The sequence below is a fragment of the Nitrospiraceae bacterium genome (genome assembly GCA_020632595.1).
In the GTDB taxonomy this organism is placed as follows: domain Bacteria; phylum Nitrospirota; class Nitrospiria; order Nitrospirales; family UBA8639; genus Nitrospira_E.
Window position 1 is genome coordinate 1 of the sequence record JACKFF010000005.1, and the last position, 15,037, is coordinate 15,037.

The window sequence follows — 15,037 nt, forward strand, 5'->3', positions numbered from 1 at the left end:
TGGCCATTTTGCGCCGATTGTCTGCATCGCGAATAGGTCGCCCAACGACTAAATAATCAGCCCCGGCTCGAATGGCATCAAATGGAGTTAACGAACGTTGATGTTCATGGGTATTCTGTCCGGCAGGTCTCACACCTGGAGAGACAATGAGCACCTTCGGACCAAACCGTTCCCTCAGAATTCCAACATATTTTCCCGAGGCGATTAGACCATCGCACCCTTGGGCCATCGCCATATCGGCTCGCCATAAGACGTAGTCATCCAGAGAATGAAAACGTGCGGACTCTCCTGGGTGCATACTCATCATCCCCAGGTCTTGAAGATCCTTTTCCCCCCAACTCGAAAGGAGCGGAACGGTCAAAATTTGAATTGACCGGGCGCCTCGACCCAGCACTGCAGCTTTGGCTGTGGCATGATTTCCAAATATGGTCAGAAAATCCACATCAAGATCAGCCGCCAGATTCACAGCGCGGCGCACAGTTTCATCAATATCATTCATCTTCAGATCTAAAAAAATCCTGCAATTTTGTGCACGTAATTCCTTGATAAAATCCGCATTCACCGCCAGAAATAATTCCAGGCCGATTTTATAAAACCAGGCGACACCCTCTAAATCCTTCACATATTGACGGGCTTCCTCTACGGAGGAAACATCAAGTGCGACAATTAACCGTTCCTGTAGGGGGATAACCATGTTCATTCCTAATTCATCATATACGCCGGTGGTTCAACATTCATGGGAATGCGCGGATGAGTAATCTATAGACAGCCCTAGGAATGAGAGACCGAGGTATGAGCCAGGCTTTTACCAGTGAATAGCCACACACCCAAATTCCACATGAACACTAATTCTTGCTTATGGACAGTGGAGAGTGCCATAACCAATGGATGAACTCAAGCCACACCGCATCGAGGCCAAACCTGCCCTTGATGACTCATCGATTCGAACCATTTCGTCGAAAATCCCTGGACCTACATAGGTTTTCTGGATCGACTCCCTTACACATCCTGCCCCGCAGGATCCGTATCCAACATTTTTCGGTTCTGCCATACGATAAAAGCCCGGGTTCCAGTTTCGAAGCCGAATGAGATCAGGGCTCTCCACAATTTTATGTCGGGTGGAGTCCGATTGTTGAGGCTTGGAGACAGCTAGTTGACCTATTAAAGGAAACAGATCGAAAAAGCAGGGCAAATTCCCCAGCACAATTGTCGGTCAATTCCATCTCGTGGAAAATACAGGTCAAGGTTGTGTATCCATTTGGATAATTGGGTGTATCCAAACAGATATCAAAATTTCGTTTTTTCATGAAAAGAAGTCAAAAAAAAAGGCTTTTCCTTGCAAAGATTTCACTAAATCACAATTTTTCCAAAGGCTTATCGCCTGTCCGAATTAACGTATGCCCTAATTGGTACGTAGATTGCGTGTGCCATATGTACGCCCATTAACAGGAACATTGGCTTTGAGGGTCAGTTACACCAGACATGAGGTCAAACCATGGCAAATGCATCCCCGATACCATCCTCTTCCCCCATTCTTGTCGTCGACGATGAGCAGGATATTGTCCTAACCTTACGAGATCTTTTGGAGGCCGACGGACATCACATTAATGTGGCGTCAACAGGCGGCACAGCCCTGGAATGCGTAAAACATCACTCGCCTAGTGCAGTAATCCTTGACGTCAAACTCCCTGACATGGATGGCTTACTCGTTTTAGAGAAGATGACAAAAGCAGTACCCGGTCTTCCCATCATTATTTTGTCGAGTTATACCACTCTCGATGATGTGACCGGCCCTCTTGAGGAACAGGGCGCCTTCGCCTATCTCCATAAACCCATCAACCGTTCCGAAATCAGGACCACGGTGCGCCAAGCACTCAAGGCTTATGCCTTGGCAAAAAAAATGGAACACGCCCGTCACGCCTTATATGAAAGCGAAATCCGCTTTCAAGCCGTCTTTCAGGCGGCCATTGATGCCATTGTATTAGCCGATCACACCGGCCGCATCACGTCCTGGAATAAGGCTGCAGAATTGATGTTTGAATATACCGCCGAGGAAATGTTCGGAAAACCACTTACACTGATCATGCCCAATCGGTACCGGGAAGCTCATACCAAAGGCATGAAACGATTACAGACAACAGGCGAATCTCACGTCATCGGGAAAACGGTCACACTCCATGGATTACGAAAAAGCGGACAGGAATTCCCCATCGAACTCTCTTTGAATTCCTGGATGACAGGAACGCAGCCATCCTATTCCGGATTTATCCGGGATCTTTCGTTGCGAGAATCAAATAAGGGAAAGCCTGTGCACTATCAAAACGTGTGAGACCCCTGTGCCGAGCATGGCTGTTTGTTTACTGAGCGGTAAGAGAATCGTCTGAACAAGCAGGAACTGAAGAAGAGCAATCCCAAACAAGTTAAAGGATTCGGTGCAAGCATCGGATAATTCCTGCTGTGAAACCCTTCCAATATGACGCAGCCTCATCTTCGTGGGAACACCTCATGGAGATTGGCATTTAGTTGTACCTCGCCGTTACCAATGTGACTCCTTCGTATCACCTGTTCAGGCGCATGTAATCCCTCATTCGAAATCACACGTTTTTTCGTGGTTTTCCCTCACGCTCGGGACCTCCGAGAACAGCTTGGACCTGCTCATTCCTATCGCAAGATTCCCACACAATTTGAATATTTATTTGGATTTTAATGTAGCAAGGGCTGGCTCAAGCCTTGGAAGATCATCATTCAAAAATCTCAGATCGGTTGAAAATATGTCATACTTGGTTAACTCAGGCAAAGGCACGAACCGAATATTTTTGATCTCGGGAGATCGGGGGCGTATGTGCCCGGAACTCAGTCTCGCACGGAAAATTGCGAAACCGTCCTGTGGAGCACAGCGGAAGTAAAAGTGCAATCGAAAGGGGCCGGGTTCTTCCGGAAGATAGGGAATAGCATCAATTCTAAGGAGACTGTTCACCCTAATGGCGATACCGAGTTCTTCGGACATTTCCTTGCAAAGAGCTGCCTGTATAACATCGTCAGGCGATGAAGTATTGCTTGGTCTGGTCGGATCTCCGGGAGTCGATTCGAGAGACCCACCAGGAAGACCCCATGCTCCTTTCGGCCGATAACTGTGCTCAACCAAGAGCACCTCCGGAGGTGATGAATTTTCGTCAATCATGACGGCTATTGCCCCCACTACCCAGCTTCTGGCAAGCAACCCTTTCAAAAATCCTGCCACCCGTGGAGGAAACAGCCTCCAAATATAAAGGGCAAAACGATGAAGGTTGGGGTGATGCTCAATAAACCGTGTTAACCATGCGAACATATCTTTTTGCGTTATCTATAAACGGCCAGCCGGCACGGAGATTTGGTGAATGTTCCAAGAGGACCTTTGATTTTTTTTCAAGTACCTGTCCTTTTGTCTTATCACTGTGCCTGGGGTCAATAACGCCAATACACTATGTATCACTATCCAAAGCAAATTAAATCATTAATTTTAAATCAAAAATTACCCTTTGGTTTTGGCACTATGATCCGACTCTCCATAGCTATCGCCTTATAAGGTACCCAGCGTCGCGGCTTGATGGCTTTCCCAAAGAACCGCCTCTCCGCAACAGTCTTGTATCGGCGATTGATTCGGTTAATGCCGCTGAGGGGACCTGTATCCCAGGAAGAAAATACATCCCATATCCGGACAAATTCCCCCTATTCTTTTGATTCGAATTTTTTACGCTCATGTGCAACATGATTGAGTGGTCTCAATACTGTAAGGATCCTCTAGCTGAGGTAAACCTTTCAGAACGAGACCTTTAAAATTTTCTTTGCTTGTGAAGCACCTTCACATTTTTCTGTGCCGGATCTGGGTTCACTCCAAAAATTGAATACTCATCCTGGGTGACCCAGTTCCGGGGTGGTCCACCGGTAGATGTTTCAGTCGTTGGTCCTGAGAATTCTAAATCTGCCTATTTGTTAAAAATATTTCTTGAGTATCAAAAGGGCACCACGACGATGCGGTACGCTCCACCCTCAGGCTCGGCATCTAAAGAACCAATCAACGAAGGAAGTTTGTCAAAAATTGTAAACAAACCTTGGACGTGGGAGGCAGACCAGGCAATAGCGGAAACACAAAAATAGAGGAAAGTGCCTGAAAGGAAAGAGAAAGTTGACTGGCTGGGGGACCAGGAATCGAACCTGGGTTCTAAGATCCAAAATCTTATGTCTTGCCCCTAGACGATCCCCCAACCGAACAGCCACTTTAAGACTTACGGGTCTAAAGCGTCAAGATCTTTCAAGTTTAGTACACACGCCCGTAGACGATCCAATGCCGGTCATCAGGAACATCAACCATCAGGCGGCTTAAATTCAGTTCTGCGAGGTGAGCAGCCACTTCATCTTCCGTAAATGCCGCCAACAGGGAATGAAAGAAATCCTGCCGTAATCTCTCAGGTTCATGGGCCGCATACTGCTCAACAAGCGCCTGCGCCTCGTCGGGAGAATTCGGACGAAGGAGATCCATGACCACCACAAGCCCACCTGGCTTGATCATTTTTTTTATCTCATACCAAAATCGTAACGGATTGGGAACATGGTGGGCCAAACTGTTCGATATCACGGCGTCCGCTGGAGTAGCCAACCTGACATCTTGAAACCGTTGGGAGAGAAACTTTATTCGATGAGCTAACCCGGCTTGCTTCACTGCCTGTTCCGCCCAGGTGATCATAGGGATGGAAGCATCAATTCCTGTAATCCGACAGGTGGGATGACTCCGGGCCAGGCGAATGGCGATATCACCGGGGCCACACCCCAAATCCACAACATGAGGGCCATCACAGTCCTCATACAGTCGAAGAAAGGTATCCACAAATCCCTGATTTTCTTCTTGAAAATCCGCTTCGGCATAGGCCTGAACCTGAACCGGGTCATCCATAACTTCCGGTTCGAGAACCCGTTCCATCATTGCATATTCCTTTTCGGCAATGTCACGACCCACACTCCATCACCTTGCCGTACCCGTCCTTCGGACAGGACCTGAGCATACAATCGGCTCCATCCGGGATGTTGCCGGTGCGAAATCCGGGAAAAGTCGCCATTCGCAAACCATTGCGCATTATGACGACACGGTTCACAATATTTTGTTAGTTTGATCTGCACCTCTTCTCCAATTTTCAGATGGTCACCTGGTTTCAGCTGTGTCCAATTAAGTCCGGCCACGGTCAAATTTTCTCCCGAGGCTCCAGGATAAACGGTGTGTCCCTCCTGTTGTAAGGCCTCCAGGACCTCAAACGAGAACAGGCATAAGGCCCGATCCGGGCCGCCATGCAACGCCCGATTCCGATGCCCGTCCCCATCCATCCCTTTGAACGTAATCCACGCCTCGGGCACGGGCAGCTTGGGGAGTCCACCTGGAGAACGATTAATTTGATGGAGATATGCGACAGAACCCATAAAAATCTTTATATCACCGGCATACTTGTCAGAGACGAAGAGGATGGTAGCCATCGAACGAAAGGGTGGTCAAGCCGCATTACATCAATCACGAAGACCCGCCATGGTCTTAGGAGGTTATAGTCTGCACAAAGCCCGTGATTTTCTGAAAATAGGAGATTCCCCCAACAAAGGGCACATCATTATGCTCCGCACCCACTATCACAAACCATTGTTTAGGCTCATGTGCTGCATCATAGACCTGCCGCCCCAGGGCCATCGGAACAATGGAATCCTTTTCGCCATGAATCACCAATAGCGGACGCCTGAGCTTGGCCACCTTTTCAGTCAGATTAAAGTCCACATTTAACAACCAGTGGGCAGGCAATCCCATGTAATGGTGGTCCGACATGGCCTGGATAGAAGGAAACGCCCCCTCAAGAATGACCCCGGCCGATGGCCGGAAAATGGCCACCTCACCGGCCACACAAGCGCCCAGAGATCGTCCAAATACTACAATCCGGTTCGCGGCAATGCCACGTTGGTGTAAGACATAGTCATAGGCGGCCAGTGCATCCTGATACATGCCGGGCTCTGAGGGAGTGCCTGTGCTCCGGCCATACCCACGATAATCAAAGATGAAAACAGATAATCCGCGCCGATACAGCTCCCGGATATTGTCTAACCGGTGACTAATATTACCGGCATTTCCATGACACCAGAAAAGCACCGGCCTAGTCGGTCCGGCGTCGACAAACCAGCCGAATATCGTGACTGACTCATCGACCGGAAGCCACACCTCTTCTAAAGGCAGTCCACTGAGACTCACCCAGTTCCGGTCTTCCCAAGAAGAGGGCTGAAATACAAAGACTCCTTCAAACATCGGCCCATTGTAGCAAGGCGGGGACACCAACGCGGATAAAAAATGCTAAAGTAGGGTATTCTTTCAATAGAAATTTCTTTTACCATTCGAGATCCTTCACGATGGCTACTTATGCAATTGGAGATGTACAGGGATGCGTTCAGGCCTTACACCGTTTGATTGAAAAGATTCGCTTCAATCCGGCATCAGATCGGCTCTGGTTCGTCGGGGACTTGGTCAATCGAGGGCCAGATTCCTTGGAAGTGCTCCGCCTCATCAAGCAGTTAGGGAACTCGGCCATCACCGTGTTGGGCAATCATGACTTACATCTTCTGGCGGTGTGGGCCAAGATCACCACTCTTAGTCAAAAAGACACCTTACAATCGACACTCTCGGCTCCCGATGTGGATGAATTGCTCGCCTGGTTGCGATTTCGACCCCTTGCCCACGTCGAAGATGGATATTGTCTAATTCATGCCGGCCTCTTACCATCCTGGTCCATTTCTCAAGCCCTGGAGTTAGCGCGTGAGGCAGAGGAAGCCTTGCGGGATGAGAATTTTCACCAGCACCTACCCGCAATCTATTTTCGAAAAGCTCTCGTGTTTTCTCCTCATCTGAGCCTTGATGAACGAGTAGGCCTCACCACCAATGTCTTGACCCGGCTCCGGGTCTGTACCCAAGAAGGCATTCCTGAGTTCTCGTTTAAGGGGCATCCCGACGACGCCCCTCCGGGGTATATGCCATGGTTCCAAGTTCCCAATCGAGCGACACAAGAGGACACAATTATTTTTGGTCATTGGTCCGCCTTAGGAGTTGTGAAAGGACCACGCGTCTTCGCGATCGACGGTGGATGCGTGTGGGGACGGGAACTCATTGCCCTGCGCCTCGAAGACAAACATCTCTTTCGCGTCACCTGCTCAAAGATTTAATCAGATCACGCGACCCGCCGTGGTATAAAAGGCCAGGCAGTCTCCCCCTTTCCCATACACGCCATATCCCCCTGCTGTTCCCTAAAATTTCACACCACTTCTAACATGTATCTGATGAGATACATTTTGTATCCTTTTAGATACCTAGTGATTCCTTCTTCCCCCTCTGCCCTTGTGTAAGTTTCAATTTTTTTTAGCACCATATAGTGCTTAATAATTATTGGCATTGTCTTCCCAGGATTTATTCAAGTTCTTCAGGCACTTCTCTTGCTTGATTATCTAGTTACAACCGGGAGAGGTAATTGCGATCGAAAGTGAACCATCCTGAAGACTTAAGGAGACCTCACCTCTACATTTTTTTAGAAAGGAATCCACATGATGAAATCCACTCTCCAACAAAGAACCAATTTATCCGCAAATAACCCGCCCCCCACGCACAGAAAAATTCGCCGACGCCACACTCGTATACATTTGGATTCCCTCAGACCGGATCCATTGGCTTACTGCGCCGACACACTCTCTCAATGCCCAAAATGCCAGGGCTTGGTGCATCAAGAGGGTGGAGAAACCTCGAAGGAAACCGTGGTCCGCTGTCTAAATTGTGGGTGGCAACCGCATTATCAGACTCCCATCATTCGTGAAACAGCAGAATCCAGAATGATTCGCTCACTGACCGCCCAGTTTGTTTCAGAATACGAGTGGCATCGCGTACCATAAATTTTTCAGGGCCGCAGTCATCCGGCGCCAGAGCGGTTTTGGCAATAGTTGCACGTCAAGTGAAATTTTCTCCGGTACTCTCAAGAGGCTTTCCCATTCCATCTGAATAGCCTTCCTAGACGGTTTCCGCTCTCGTTCACTTCCTCAGCCCCCATCCCCATAACTTCCTCCTCATTTCCGACCCGGAAATTTCCCGACATATTGTGACGAGCATTCGGTCGGTACTACCCTTGCTTCTTTTCAATATTTGAGTGAGACTTCAGGGTGAAAGTTGCGTATGCGCTTCGACCAGGCAACCGCTAATAGAAAATAGGATTCCTCCTGATGAGAGATCACAGCCAGGGTTGTCGATGCATGGAATCCCCTATTCTTTTCCTCACCAGGAGGAAAAATATGAAGGAAGAATTTTTATACTCAGGCATCCGGCCCTGTAAGCCCTTTGTCATCGTTTCAAATGAATCAAATCAACCATTATCTGACCCATATGGTAGAACAAAGAGCCTCATAATTTTCTCTGAAACACGATGAATAACTTGAGGGCTATTTGCCGCCGATCACCCTACTGGAGGAAGCTTGTCCGGGTGATCGTATGTGTAGGCATTTTTCTCGATCTGTCCACTGTCACCTCTGCGCAGGAAGTCGCCATCCTCAAGTCGGCAGACATCAACGCCTATTCTGAAGCCATTTCTGCATTTACATCGGCCCTCCCGTCCTCTCTTCAGGTTACCAGGGAATATGACCTCAGGGGGGACCTGGCAAAAGGCCGCCAGCTAGCTCGCCGCATTCTCGCATCCAAGGCGAAGGTCGTACTGGCCGTGGGATTAAAAGCAGCTATGGCTGCCAAACTCGAGATTCAGGAAATCCCCGTCATATTTTGTTTGGTTCTTGATCCGGAAAAATATGGTTTGCCGGCAACCAACATGGTCGGTCTCTCCCTGAAGGTCCCGTTTCGCGAAACCCTACAATCCCTCAACGCTTTGGCACCCAAGGTTTCACGCATCGGAGTACTTTTCGATCCGCAAAATACACGCGAGATGCAGAGGCAACTTCTCCATGACGCCAACGCATTGGGAATTAAAATCGTCTCCGAAGAAGTACATCAAGAACAAGATGTCGCTTCCGCACTCAATGCCCTCAAAGATCACATCGACGCCTTGTGGCTTTTACCAGACAGCACCGTTCTCACCGAAAACACGCTGGACTTTCTGATGAGTACGACCTTGGAAGCCAATATCCCCGTCGTGGGTTTTTCCCCCGCGTTAGTGCGTAGCGGCGCCGTTGTCGGTGCGTATTTCGCTTATGCGGACATCGGCACCCAGGCTGCCCAGCTGACTCAACAGTTAGCCAGGAAAACATCCTCATCTTTTTTGGGGACGATGATTTCTCCTGAGCGCGTCCATCAATCCATCAATCAGAAGTCCGCCAGGTATTTGGGCATGTCTTTGACTCCAGACGTCCTGAGGCAATTTGATGAGCGTTTTTAGCCCCCGGCTCCCCCAACCCTCATCGCCTCTCCGAACTGCCCCCACCGCAATGCCGCGTGGCTTTCTCTCATTACGAGCAAAATTTTCATTGTTTGTCAGTTTGGTCATCGTGCTTGCCTGTTCTAGTCTCAGTGGCTACCTCATTCAACAAGAAGCCGAAGTCATGAAAGGCGCGCTTCTCAAGACCGGAATGATTCTGGTTAAAACACTCAACAAAGTCAGCGTCAATAGACTCATCATTCAAGATACCCACTATCTGGAGGCCATGTTGGATGGCGCGTTATCGGCACCAGAAGTTATTTATGCCATCGCACGGGATCAGCAGGGACACGTGTTAGTCCGGAAAACAAAAGGAAAATTAGTGGATACCACAAAGCTGACTCGTGACGAAACGCAGCCCATATTCCCGGATGATTCCCTCACCGAGGGGCTGCTCTCACCAGCTCGCCCAAATTCAAAAATCGAGCCGCTCGTGACCGTCTTACACACCTCACCACTCAAGGAAGGACTTCTCCCCGACAGGTCGGCAGAACGAAAGGGTGCAGAAAAATTCAGCATCGGATCAGAAACCATTTATGATTTGGCCCTTCCGGTCTATCGTCAAGAAAGACGACTCCCGACGATTGACCTCCTGTCCGAAGAAACCCTTCAAGACAGTCGCACGGTTTCCACCATACCGTCCTCCATCATCGGCATTATCCAAATTGGTATCACCACGACACACATGCAACAATCCCTCAACCAAACGGTATGGCACATCGGGCTCCTCACCGTGGGAATCATTCTCGTGGGGATTCTTCTCACAATTCTGTTAGCCAATCGCATCGTCACCCCTCTTCAGCATTTGGCCGTTGCCTCTCGAAAAATCGCTGAAGGAGATTTGTCCGTGACGGTCACGACCGACACCCAGGATGAAGTGGGACAACTCACTACCAGCATCGATCGGATGGCGCGGGCCCTTCAACAACGCGAAGCAGCCATCTCTCATTATGTTCACACCATCACGAAGCAGGTCACGCAACTCAGTACCTTGCACCAAACCGGAATTGTGATCACTTCGACTCTCGATGTCCAAAAACTGTTTTCCACCGTCCTGAAACTTCTTCGCCAAAATCTGGGGTTTCAACGCATGATCCTCGTTCTCCAGAACCCCGGGGACACAAAAGCCAGGGTCTCGGATGTATCAGGTGTGCCTCCGGAATTAGAGCAGCAAATTCGACATCTTGAATTTCCCATTTCTCCAGGAAGCATAGATGAAACCCTTTTGCTCCATGGACGCCCGGTCTTGGCATACGATCTGGAGGAAGTTGCTCATCAGATGAGCCCTCTCATTCTCCCCATCTGTCGAAAAATGGAGGTGATCTCTTTTGTGTGCGCCCCGCTGCTAAGTCATCAACGCGTGCTGGGATATCTGGGAGCCGATCGGGGCCATCAACGTTGCACGCAGGAAGATCTGGATTTGCTTTTGACCATAGCCAGTCACGTGGCGGTAGCCATCGACAACGCACAAACCTATGAGGAAGTTGAAAAGCTCGCTCAAACCCTCGAAGAACGGGTCAAAGAACGCACGCAAGACCTGCAGTCCGCCAATGAACGTCTTCAGGAATTAGACCGGTTGAAGTCTTCCTTCGTGTCGATCGTCTCACATGAACTTCGCACGCCGATGACCTCTATTAAAGGTTTGGTGGAAAACATGTTGGATGGCTTGGTCGGTGATCTGAATGACCGCCAATCATTCTATCTTGAACGGATGAAATACAACATCGAACGACTCACTCGGATGATTAATGATCTTTTGGACCTTTCCCGCATCGAATCAGGCCGCATGGACTTGCACCGGAGCCCCGTCAACATGGGCAGCCTCGCCAGAGAGGTCGTGGAAACGTTGCAATCTCTCGCGCAGGAACGTTCGCTCATTCTCCAAGCCCATATTTCCAATCCCATCGGATTCATCCAGGGCGATCGGGATAAACTCATTCAGATTTTTACCAACCTGATCAACAACGCACTCAAATTTACAGAATCTCCCGGAACCGTGACAGTGGAAGTCAAACAGCGGGACGACGGCATGATTCAAACATGCGTCATTGATAGCGGCTGCGGCATTCCTCTCGATGAACAACAGACGATTTTTGAACGGTTTTATCGTGGGCAATCTTCTGAAATGAAAAATCGCGGAGCCGGCCTCGGCCTGGCTATTACGAAGAGTTTAGTTGAGCTACATGGTGGATCGATTTGGGTAGAGAGTACTCCCGGAGAGGGTAGTCGTTTCTGTGTTATCTTACCCGTTACACCTTCGACCCCACTCTTCTAAAAATTACCAATACGGTCTGTCACACATGTATCTGTTCAGATACAACAGTTATCTAAACAGATACATCATTAATTTTGACAATTTCCTTTTTCTCCAAAAAACAAGCATTTATGTAAGCCTATAAATTGCAGAGTTTTTTGAATGGCTGGAGGAACGTAGGGATATTTCTAGGTGACCTTTTCTGCCAGAATTTTACAATCCTCTGATTCGCCTCCAAAGAAAGGAAACATGTCAACCTTGTTCACGAAGCCGCGCATTTTGCTTGTGGATGACGACACCGACATTCTTCTTGCCCTCTCTGACTATCTTCGCCAGGAAGGCTTTGAGGTGGAATCCGTGGAGACCGGAGGGGCTGCCCTCCAAAAAAGTTCGACATCTTCGTATGATATCGTGCTTCTCGATGTCGGACTTCCAGATCGGGATGGCATTGAAGTGCTCAGCGAACTCTCTCAGACGCACCCACATCTGCCCGTCATCCTGTTGACGGCCTTTACCTCCCTACGAAGAACCGCCCATCCGGACATCCTGGATAAAGCCTTTGCTTACCTCACCAAACCGTACCAACGGCAGGAGGTTAAATCAGCCATTCATCGAGCCTGTTTGGCCCGAAACATCGCGATCGCAGGGTGGCAAGGCTCTATCGCACCCACCCATCCAATTGCCACTTTTCCTTCCCTTCTTCAACCAAGCTCAACGGGGGCTCCCCTCCATGACTCAACGCATCACCCAGTGAACCTCACCGCATATGAGCAGCTGGCAGAGTATGCTCAATTGATGCAATTCGCTTTTAATCATGTACCCAATGGAATCATGGTGGCGGATTCGGATAAACGCTTACGTTTTGCCAATCAGGCGGCTTGCGACGCCTTAGGATATACCCAGGAAGAACTCAAAACCCTTCGCATTCCCGACATTGCCCCCTATCATGACAATGAAAAATTCCAACAATGCCTGGAAAGCTTGAGGAAGGGTCAATCTTTATCCTACCCATCGGTCCACCGCAACAAAAATGGCCAGGAGTTCCCAATTGAGATTTCAGTATACCTGCTCAATTTTCAAGGCCAGGAATTTACCTGCGCGGTGACCCGTCCTGTAGCGGAGAAATCACCTAAGACCTAGAATTTTGTTCGGCACCCAGAGCCTCATACCACTCTTTACGCGGCGGGGTCTGAAACCATGAAACCCGCTTGCAAAGCTCCCATAGTTGAGAATCTGTCCGCAGAAAAAGGAAAGCAAGTCAGAGGAATTGCATAGGACTAATCAGGAAGGAACGAAAAAGCATAAGGGTCTTTTGAGTTTAGCTGAGGAGATTCGTAGGATTATGCAAGGTGAAACCCTCAATGAGCAATCTGGCATTCAGAATGCCTTTCAAAAGTCTGCACAATTGGATATGGCTGTGTCTGTTTTTTTAGCTTTCCTCTGCTTCGCGACAGATCTGAAAGCCCATTCCTTCCTCAATGACCGAAGCAACCGACCACTTGGCATTCTTTCAGAGGAAGAAACGTCTCCAGCCTTTTGATATTGGAGAACTTCTTGCCCCCTCACTCAACCCGGACCCACCATCACAGTCTTTACAAGCTCGTCACAAGGTATTTCAGTTGCCAGGGGGTTATGGTGTTTCCGTGGTCTAACCTGACTGATTTCCACTATGCCCACCAATTGGTTTTATGGAACCCAGCAGGCAGTTTTTCTCGATTATATCAGCACAATGCCAGCATGCAGACCAATTCCAACTAGCACAATAGGTCCTCATTCCCCCTTTACCAGTAAACAATTGATCGTTTGAACCTTGGGGAGTTTTCCCCCCGGTTCCTCAAAAAGCCAAAATCGTCAGGAACTCTCTGTCCCCTGCTGAATGCCTTTTTGTTTGAGGAGCCGGGAAAGATAAGTGCGTTGAAGTCCAAGGAGTTCCGAGGCTTTGGTTTGGCTCCAGTTGCTCCGACGCATGGCCTGCTCCAGAATGCGGGTACCAAACCGGTCCAGGGATTCATGATAGGGCAGGTTGTCGATCTCATCGAGTTCGTCTTTTCCTCCCCCCAATCCCAAGAGATCAGGAGAAATTTCTTCCTCCACTCCCAACACCACTGCTCGAGCAATCGCATTGTCCAGTTCCCGAATATTGCCGGGCCATGCGTAGCATCGCATCGTTTTAATGGCAGACTTGGAAAAACTCCGCTTCCGTTTTTTCATTTCCCGCATGTGGCGTGCTAAAAAATATTCGGCAAGCGGTATGATATCTTCTGGACGATCCCGCAATGGTGGCAATAACAAGTTCACGACATTCAGCCGGAAATACAGGTCTTCCCGAAAGGTCCTCTCCTTAACCGCTCGCTTCAGATCCTTGTTGGTGGCCGCAATTACCCGAATGTTGACGCGAACCAATCGCGTCCCACCCACCCGGGGAAACTCATGATCCTGAAGCACCCGGAGTAATTTAGCCTGAAGCCCCAGCGGCATATCCCCAATTTCATCAAGGAAAACCGTTCCCCCATCCGCAGCTTCGATTTTCCCCTTCTGGAGAGAATCTGCCCCGGTAAACGCCCCCTTTTCATGCCCAAAGAGTTCGTTCTCCAAAAGGGTTTCCGTGAGAGCCACGCAATTAATGATGCTGAAGGGCATATCCCGCCGGTCGCTCCATTGGTGAATGGACCGAGCAAACAATTCCTTCCCCGTCCCACTTTCTCCCAGCAGCAACACCGTGGCATCAGCTTCGGCAGCCCGTTTTGCCAACTCCACCATTGAATGCACCTGAGAACTATTCCCCACGATTTGGCTATACCGGCTTTCCACCTCGGTACGCAACGCGGCCACCTGCCGCCCTAATGCTTCCCGCGTGAGGACCTTTTTGAGGACAATGGCCAGATGGTCCAGCTCAATAGGCTTTGTGAGAAAGTCATACGCTCCCGCTTTCATGGCTTCAACGGCTTTGGAAATTGTGCCATGAGCCGTCATGACCACCACAGGCAACGGGAGGCACTCTCCTCCCCCAAATGTCTGAGAATCAGCCTCTCCATTTTTTTTCACACTCATTTTGGCCAATTGGTGCAACACTTCCATGCCGGCCATCTGTGGCATTTCCAAATCCAACAGCATGAGGTGAGGAAAGTCCTGCTCATATTTCTCCAACGCTTCTTGGCCGTTTCCAGCGGAAATCGTGTCATAACCCAAGGCCTCTAAGCGGTCTGTAAGCATGAGGACAATGTCGGGATGATCATCGACAATGAGAATTTTCTTTTTCATGAGGGTTCTCCTCCTAAAGCCCGCACCTAATTTCCCCTGTCCATAATTTCCCAGCCACCTGAGA

At 49.2% G+C, this 15,037-nt stretch carries 12 protein-coding genes and 1 tRNA gene; 6 read left to right on the top strand and 7 right to left on the bottom strand.

All coding sequences use genetic code 11. The features are described from left to right. Nucleotides 1-694, bottom strand: a 694-nt coding sequence (pyrF, locus tag H6750_10715) for an orotidine-5'-phosphate decarboxylase (protein ID MCB9774781.1), incomplete at its 3' end; no start/stop codon positions are given. A gap of 801 nt (nt 695-1,495) precedes the next feature. Between pyrF and H6750_10720 the strand changes: the two genes are divergently transcribed. Continuing rightward, entirely contained in the window at nt 1,496-2,329 is an 834-nt protein-coding gene (locus H6750_10720; protein MCB9774782.1) for a PAS domain S-box protein, read from the top strand. A gap of 363 nt (nt 2,330-2,692) precedes the next feature. On the opposite strand, the gene H6750_10725 is transcribed toward H6750_10720, so the two are convergent. From H6750_10725 to H6750_10745, 5 genes are all read right to left on the bottom strand, one after another. After that, nucleotides 2,693-3,328: an NUDIX hydrolase gene (locus H6750_10725; protein MCB9774783.1), complete on the bottom strand. Its 636-nt coding sequence runs from the start codon at nt 3,326-3,328 to the stop codon at nt 2,693-2,695. A gap of 842 nt (nt 3,329-4,170) precedes the next feature. Next, nucleotides 4,171-4,244, bottom strand: a tRNA-Gln gene (locus H6750_10730). A 53-nt stretch (nt 4,245-4,297) separates the two neighbouring features. Beyond that, complete coding sequence (locus H6750_10735; GenBank protein ID MCB9774784.1) at nt 4,298-4,960, bottom strand: class I SAM-dependent methyltransferase; 663 nt, start codon at nt 4,958-4,960, stop codon at nt 4,298-4,300. After that, the gene (locus tag H6750_10740; GenBank protein MCB9774785.1) at nt 4,957-5,448 is read right to left on the bottom strand and encodes an MOSC domain-containing protein; all 492 of its coding nucleotides are present in this window, start codon (nt 5,446-5,448) and stop codon (nt 4,957-4,959) included. Before H6750_10740 ends, H6750_10735 begins: the two co-directional genes overlap by 4 nt. A gap of 109 nt (nt 5,449-5,557) precedes the next feature. After that, the gene (locus H6750_10745) at nt 5,558-6,310 is read right to left on the bottom strand and encodes an alpha/beta hydrolase (protein ID MCB9774786.1); all 753 of its coding nucleotides are present in this window, start codon (nt 6,308-6,310) and stop codon (nt 5,558-5,560) included. A gap of 101 nt (nt 6,311-6,411) precedes the next feature. Here H6750_10745 and H6750_10750 point away from each other — a divergent pair, with 101 nt between their 5' ends. The 5 genes from H6750_10750 (at nt 6,412) to H6750_10770 (ending at nt 13,252) form a co-directional block, all read left to right on the top strand. Beyond that, nucleotides 6,412-7,218 carry a symmetrical bis(5'-nucleosyl)-tetraphosphatase gene (locus H6750_10750; GenBank protein MCB9774787.1) on the top strand — a complete coding sequence of 269 codons (807 nt, stop codon included), beginning with the start codon at nt 6,412-6,414 and terminating at the stop codon, nt 7,216-7,218. Between the two features lie 1,298 nt (nt 7,219-8,516). Continuing rightward, the gene (locus tag H6750_10755; protein MCB9774788.1) at nt 8,517-9,419 is read left to right on the top strand and encodes a hypothetical protein; all 903 of its coding nucleotides are present in this window, start codon (nt 8,517-8,519) and stop codon (nt 9,417-9,419) included. Continuing rightward, on the top strand, nt 9,406-11,733 hold the full coding sequence (locus tag H6750_10760) for a HAMP domain-containing protein (protein ID MCB9774789.1): 2,328 nt from the start codon (nt 9,406-9,408) through the stop codon (nt 11,731-11,733). Before H6750_10755 ends, H6750_10760 begins: the two co-directional genes overlap by 14 nt. 228 nt (nt 11,734-11,961) lie before the next feature. Then, nucleotides 11,962-12,852 (top strand): MEKHLA domain-containing protein, encoded by an 891-nt coding sequence (locus H6750_10765; GenBank protein ID MCB9774790.1) that lies wholly within the window; start codon nt 11,962-11,964, stop codon nt 12,850-12,852. A gap of 202 nt (nt 12,853-13,054) precedes the next feature. Continuing rightward, on the top strand, nt 13,055-13,252 hold the full coding sequence (locus tag H6750_10770) for a hypothetical protein (protein MCB9774791.1): 198 nt from the start codon (nt 13,055-13,057) through the stop codon (nt 13,250-13,252). Nucleotides 13,253-13,563: 311 nt separating this feature from the next. On the opposite strand, the gene H6750_10775 is transcribed toward H6750_10770, so the two are convergent. Next, nucleotides 13,564-14,973: a sigma-54-dependent Fis family transcriptional regulator gene (locus H6750_10775; protein MCB9774792.1), complete on the bottom strand. Its 1,410-nt coding sequence runs from the start codon at nt 14,971-14,973 to the stop codon at nt 13,564-13,566. Nucleotides 14,974-15,037: the final 64 nt, after the last annotated feature.

Bases quoted from the DNA above. Each gene is read 5' to 3' on its own strand.
- H6750_10720 (MCB9774782.1), top strand. From the start codon at position 1,496: ATGGCAAATGCATCCCCGATACCATCCTCTTCCCCCATTCTTGTCGTC.
- H6750_10725 (MCB9774783.1), bottom strand. From the start codon at position 3,328: ATGTTCGCATGGTTAACACGGTTTATTGAGCATCACCCCAACCTTCAT.
- H6750_10735 (MCB9774784.1), bottom strand. From the start codon at position 4,960: ATGATGGAACGGGTTCTCGAACCGGAAGTTATGGATGACCCGGTTCAG.
- H6750_10740 (MCB9774785.1), bottom strand. From the start codon at position 5,448: ATGGGTTCTGTCGCATATCTCCATCAAATTAATCGTTCTCCAGGTGGA.
- H6750_10745 (MCB9774786.1), bottom strand. From the start codon at position 6,310: ATGTTTGAAGGAGTCTTTGTATTTCAGCCCTCTTCTTGGGAAGACCGG.
- H6750_10750 (MCB9774787.1), top strand. From the start codon at position 6,412: ATGGCTACTTATGCAATTGGAGATGTACAGGGATGCGTTCAGGCCTTA.
- H6750_10760 (MCB9774789.1), top strand. From the start codon at position 9,406: ATGAGCGTTTTTAGCCCCCGGCTCCCCCAACCCTCATCGCCTCTCCGA.
- H6750_10765 (MCB9774790.1), top strand. From the start codon at position 11,962: ATGTCAACCTTGTTCACGAAGCCGCGCATTTTGCTTGTGGATGACGAC.
- H6750_10770 (MCB9774791.1), top strand. From the start codon at position 13,055: ATGCAAGGTGAAACCCTCAATGAGCAATCTGGCATTCAGAATGCCTTT.
- H6750_10775 (MCB9774792.1), bottom strand. From the start codon at position 14,973: ATGAAAAAGAAAATTCTCATTGTCGATGATCATCCCGACATTGTCCTC.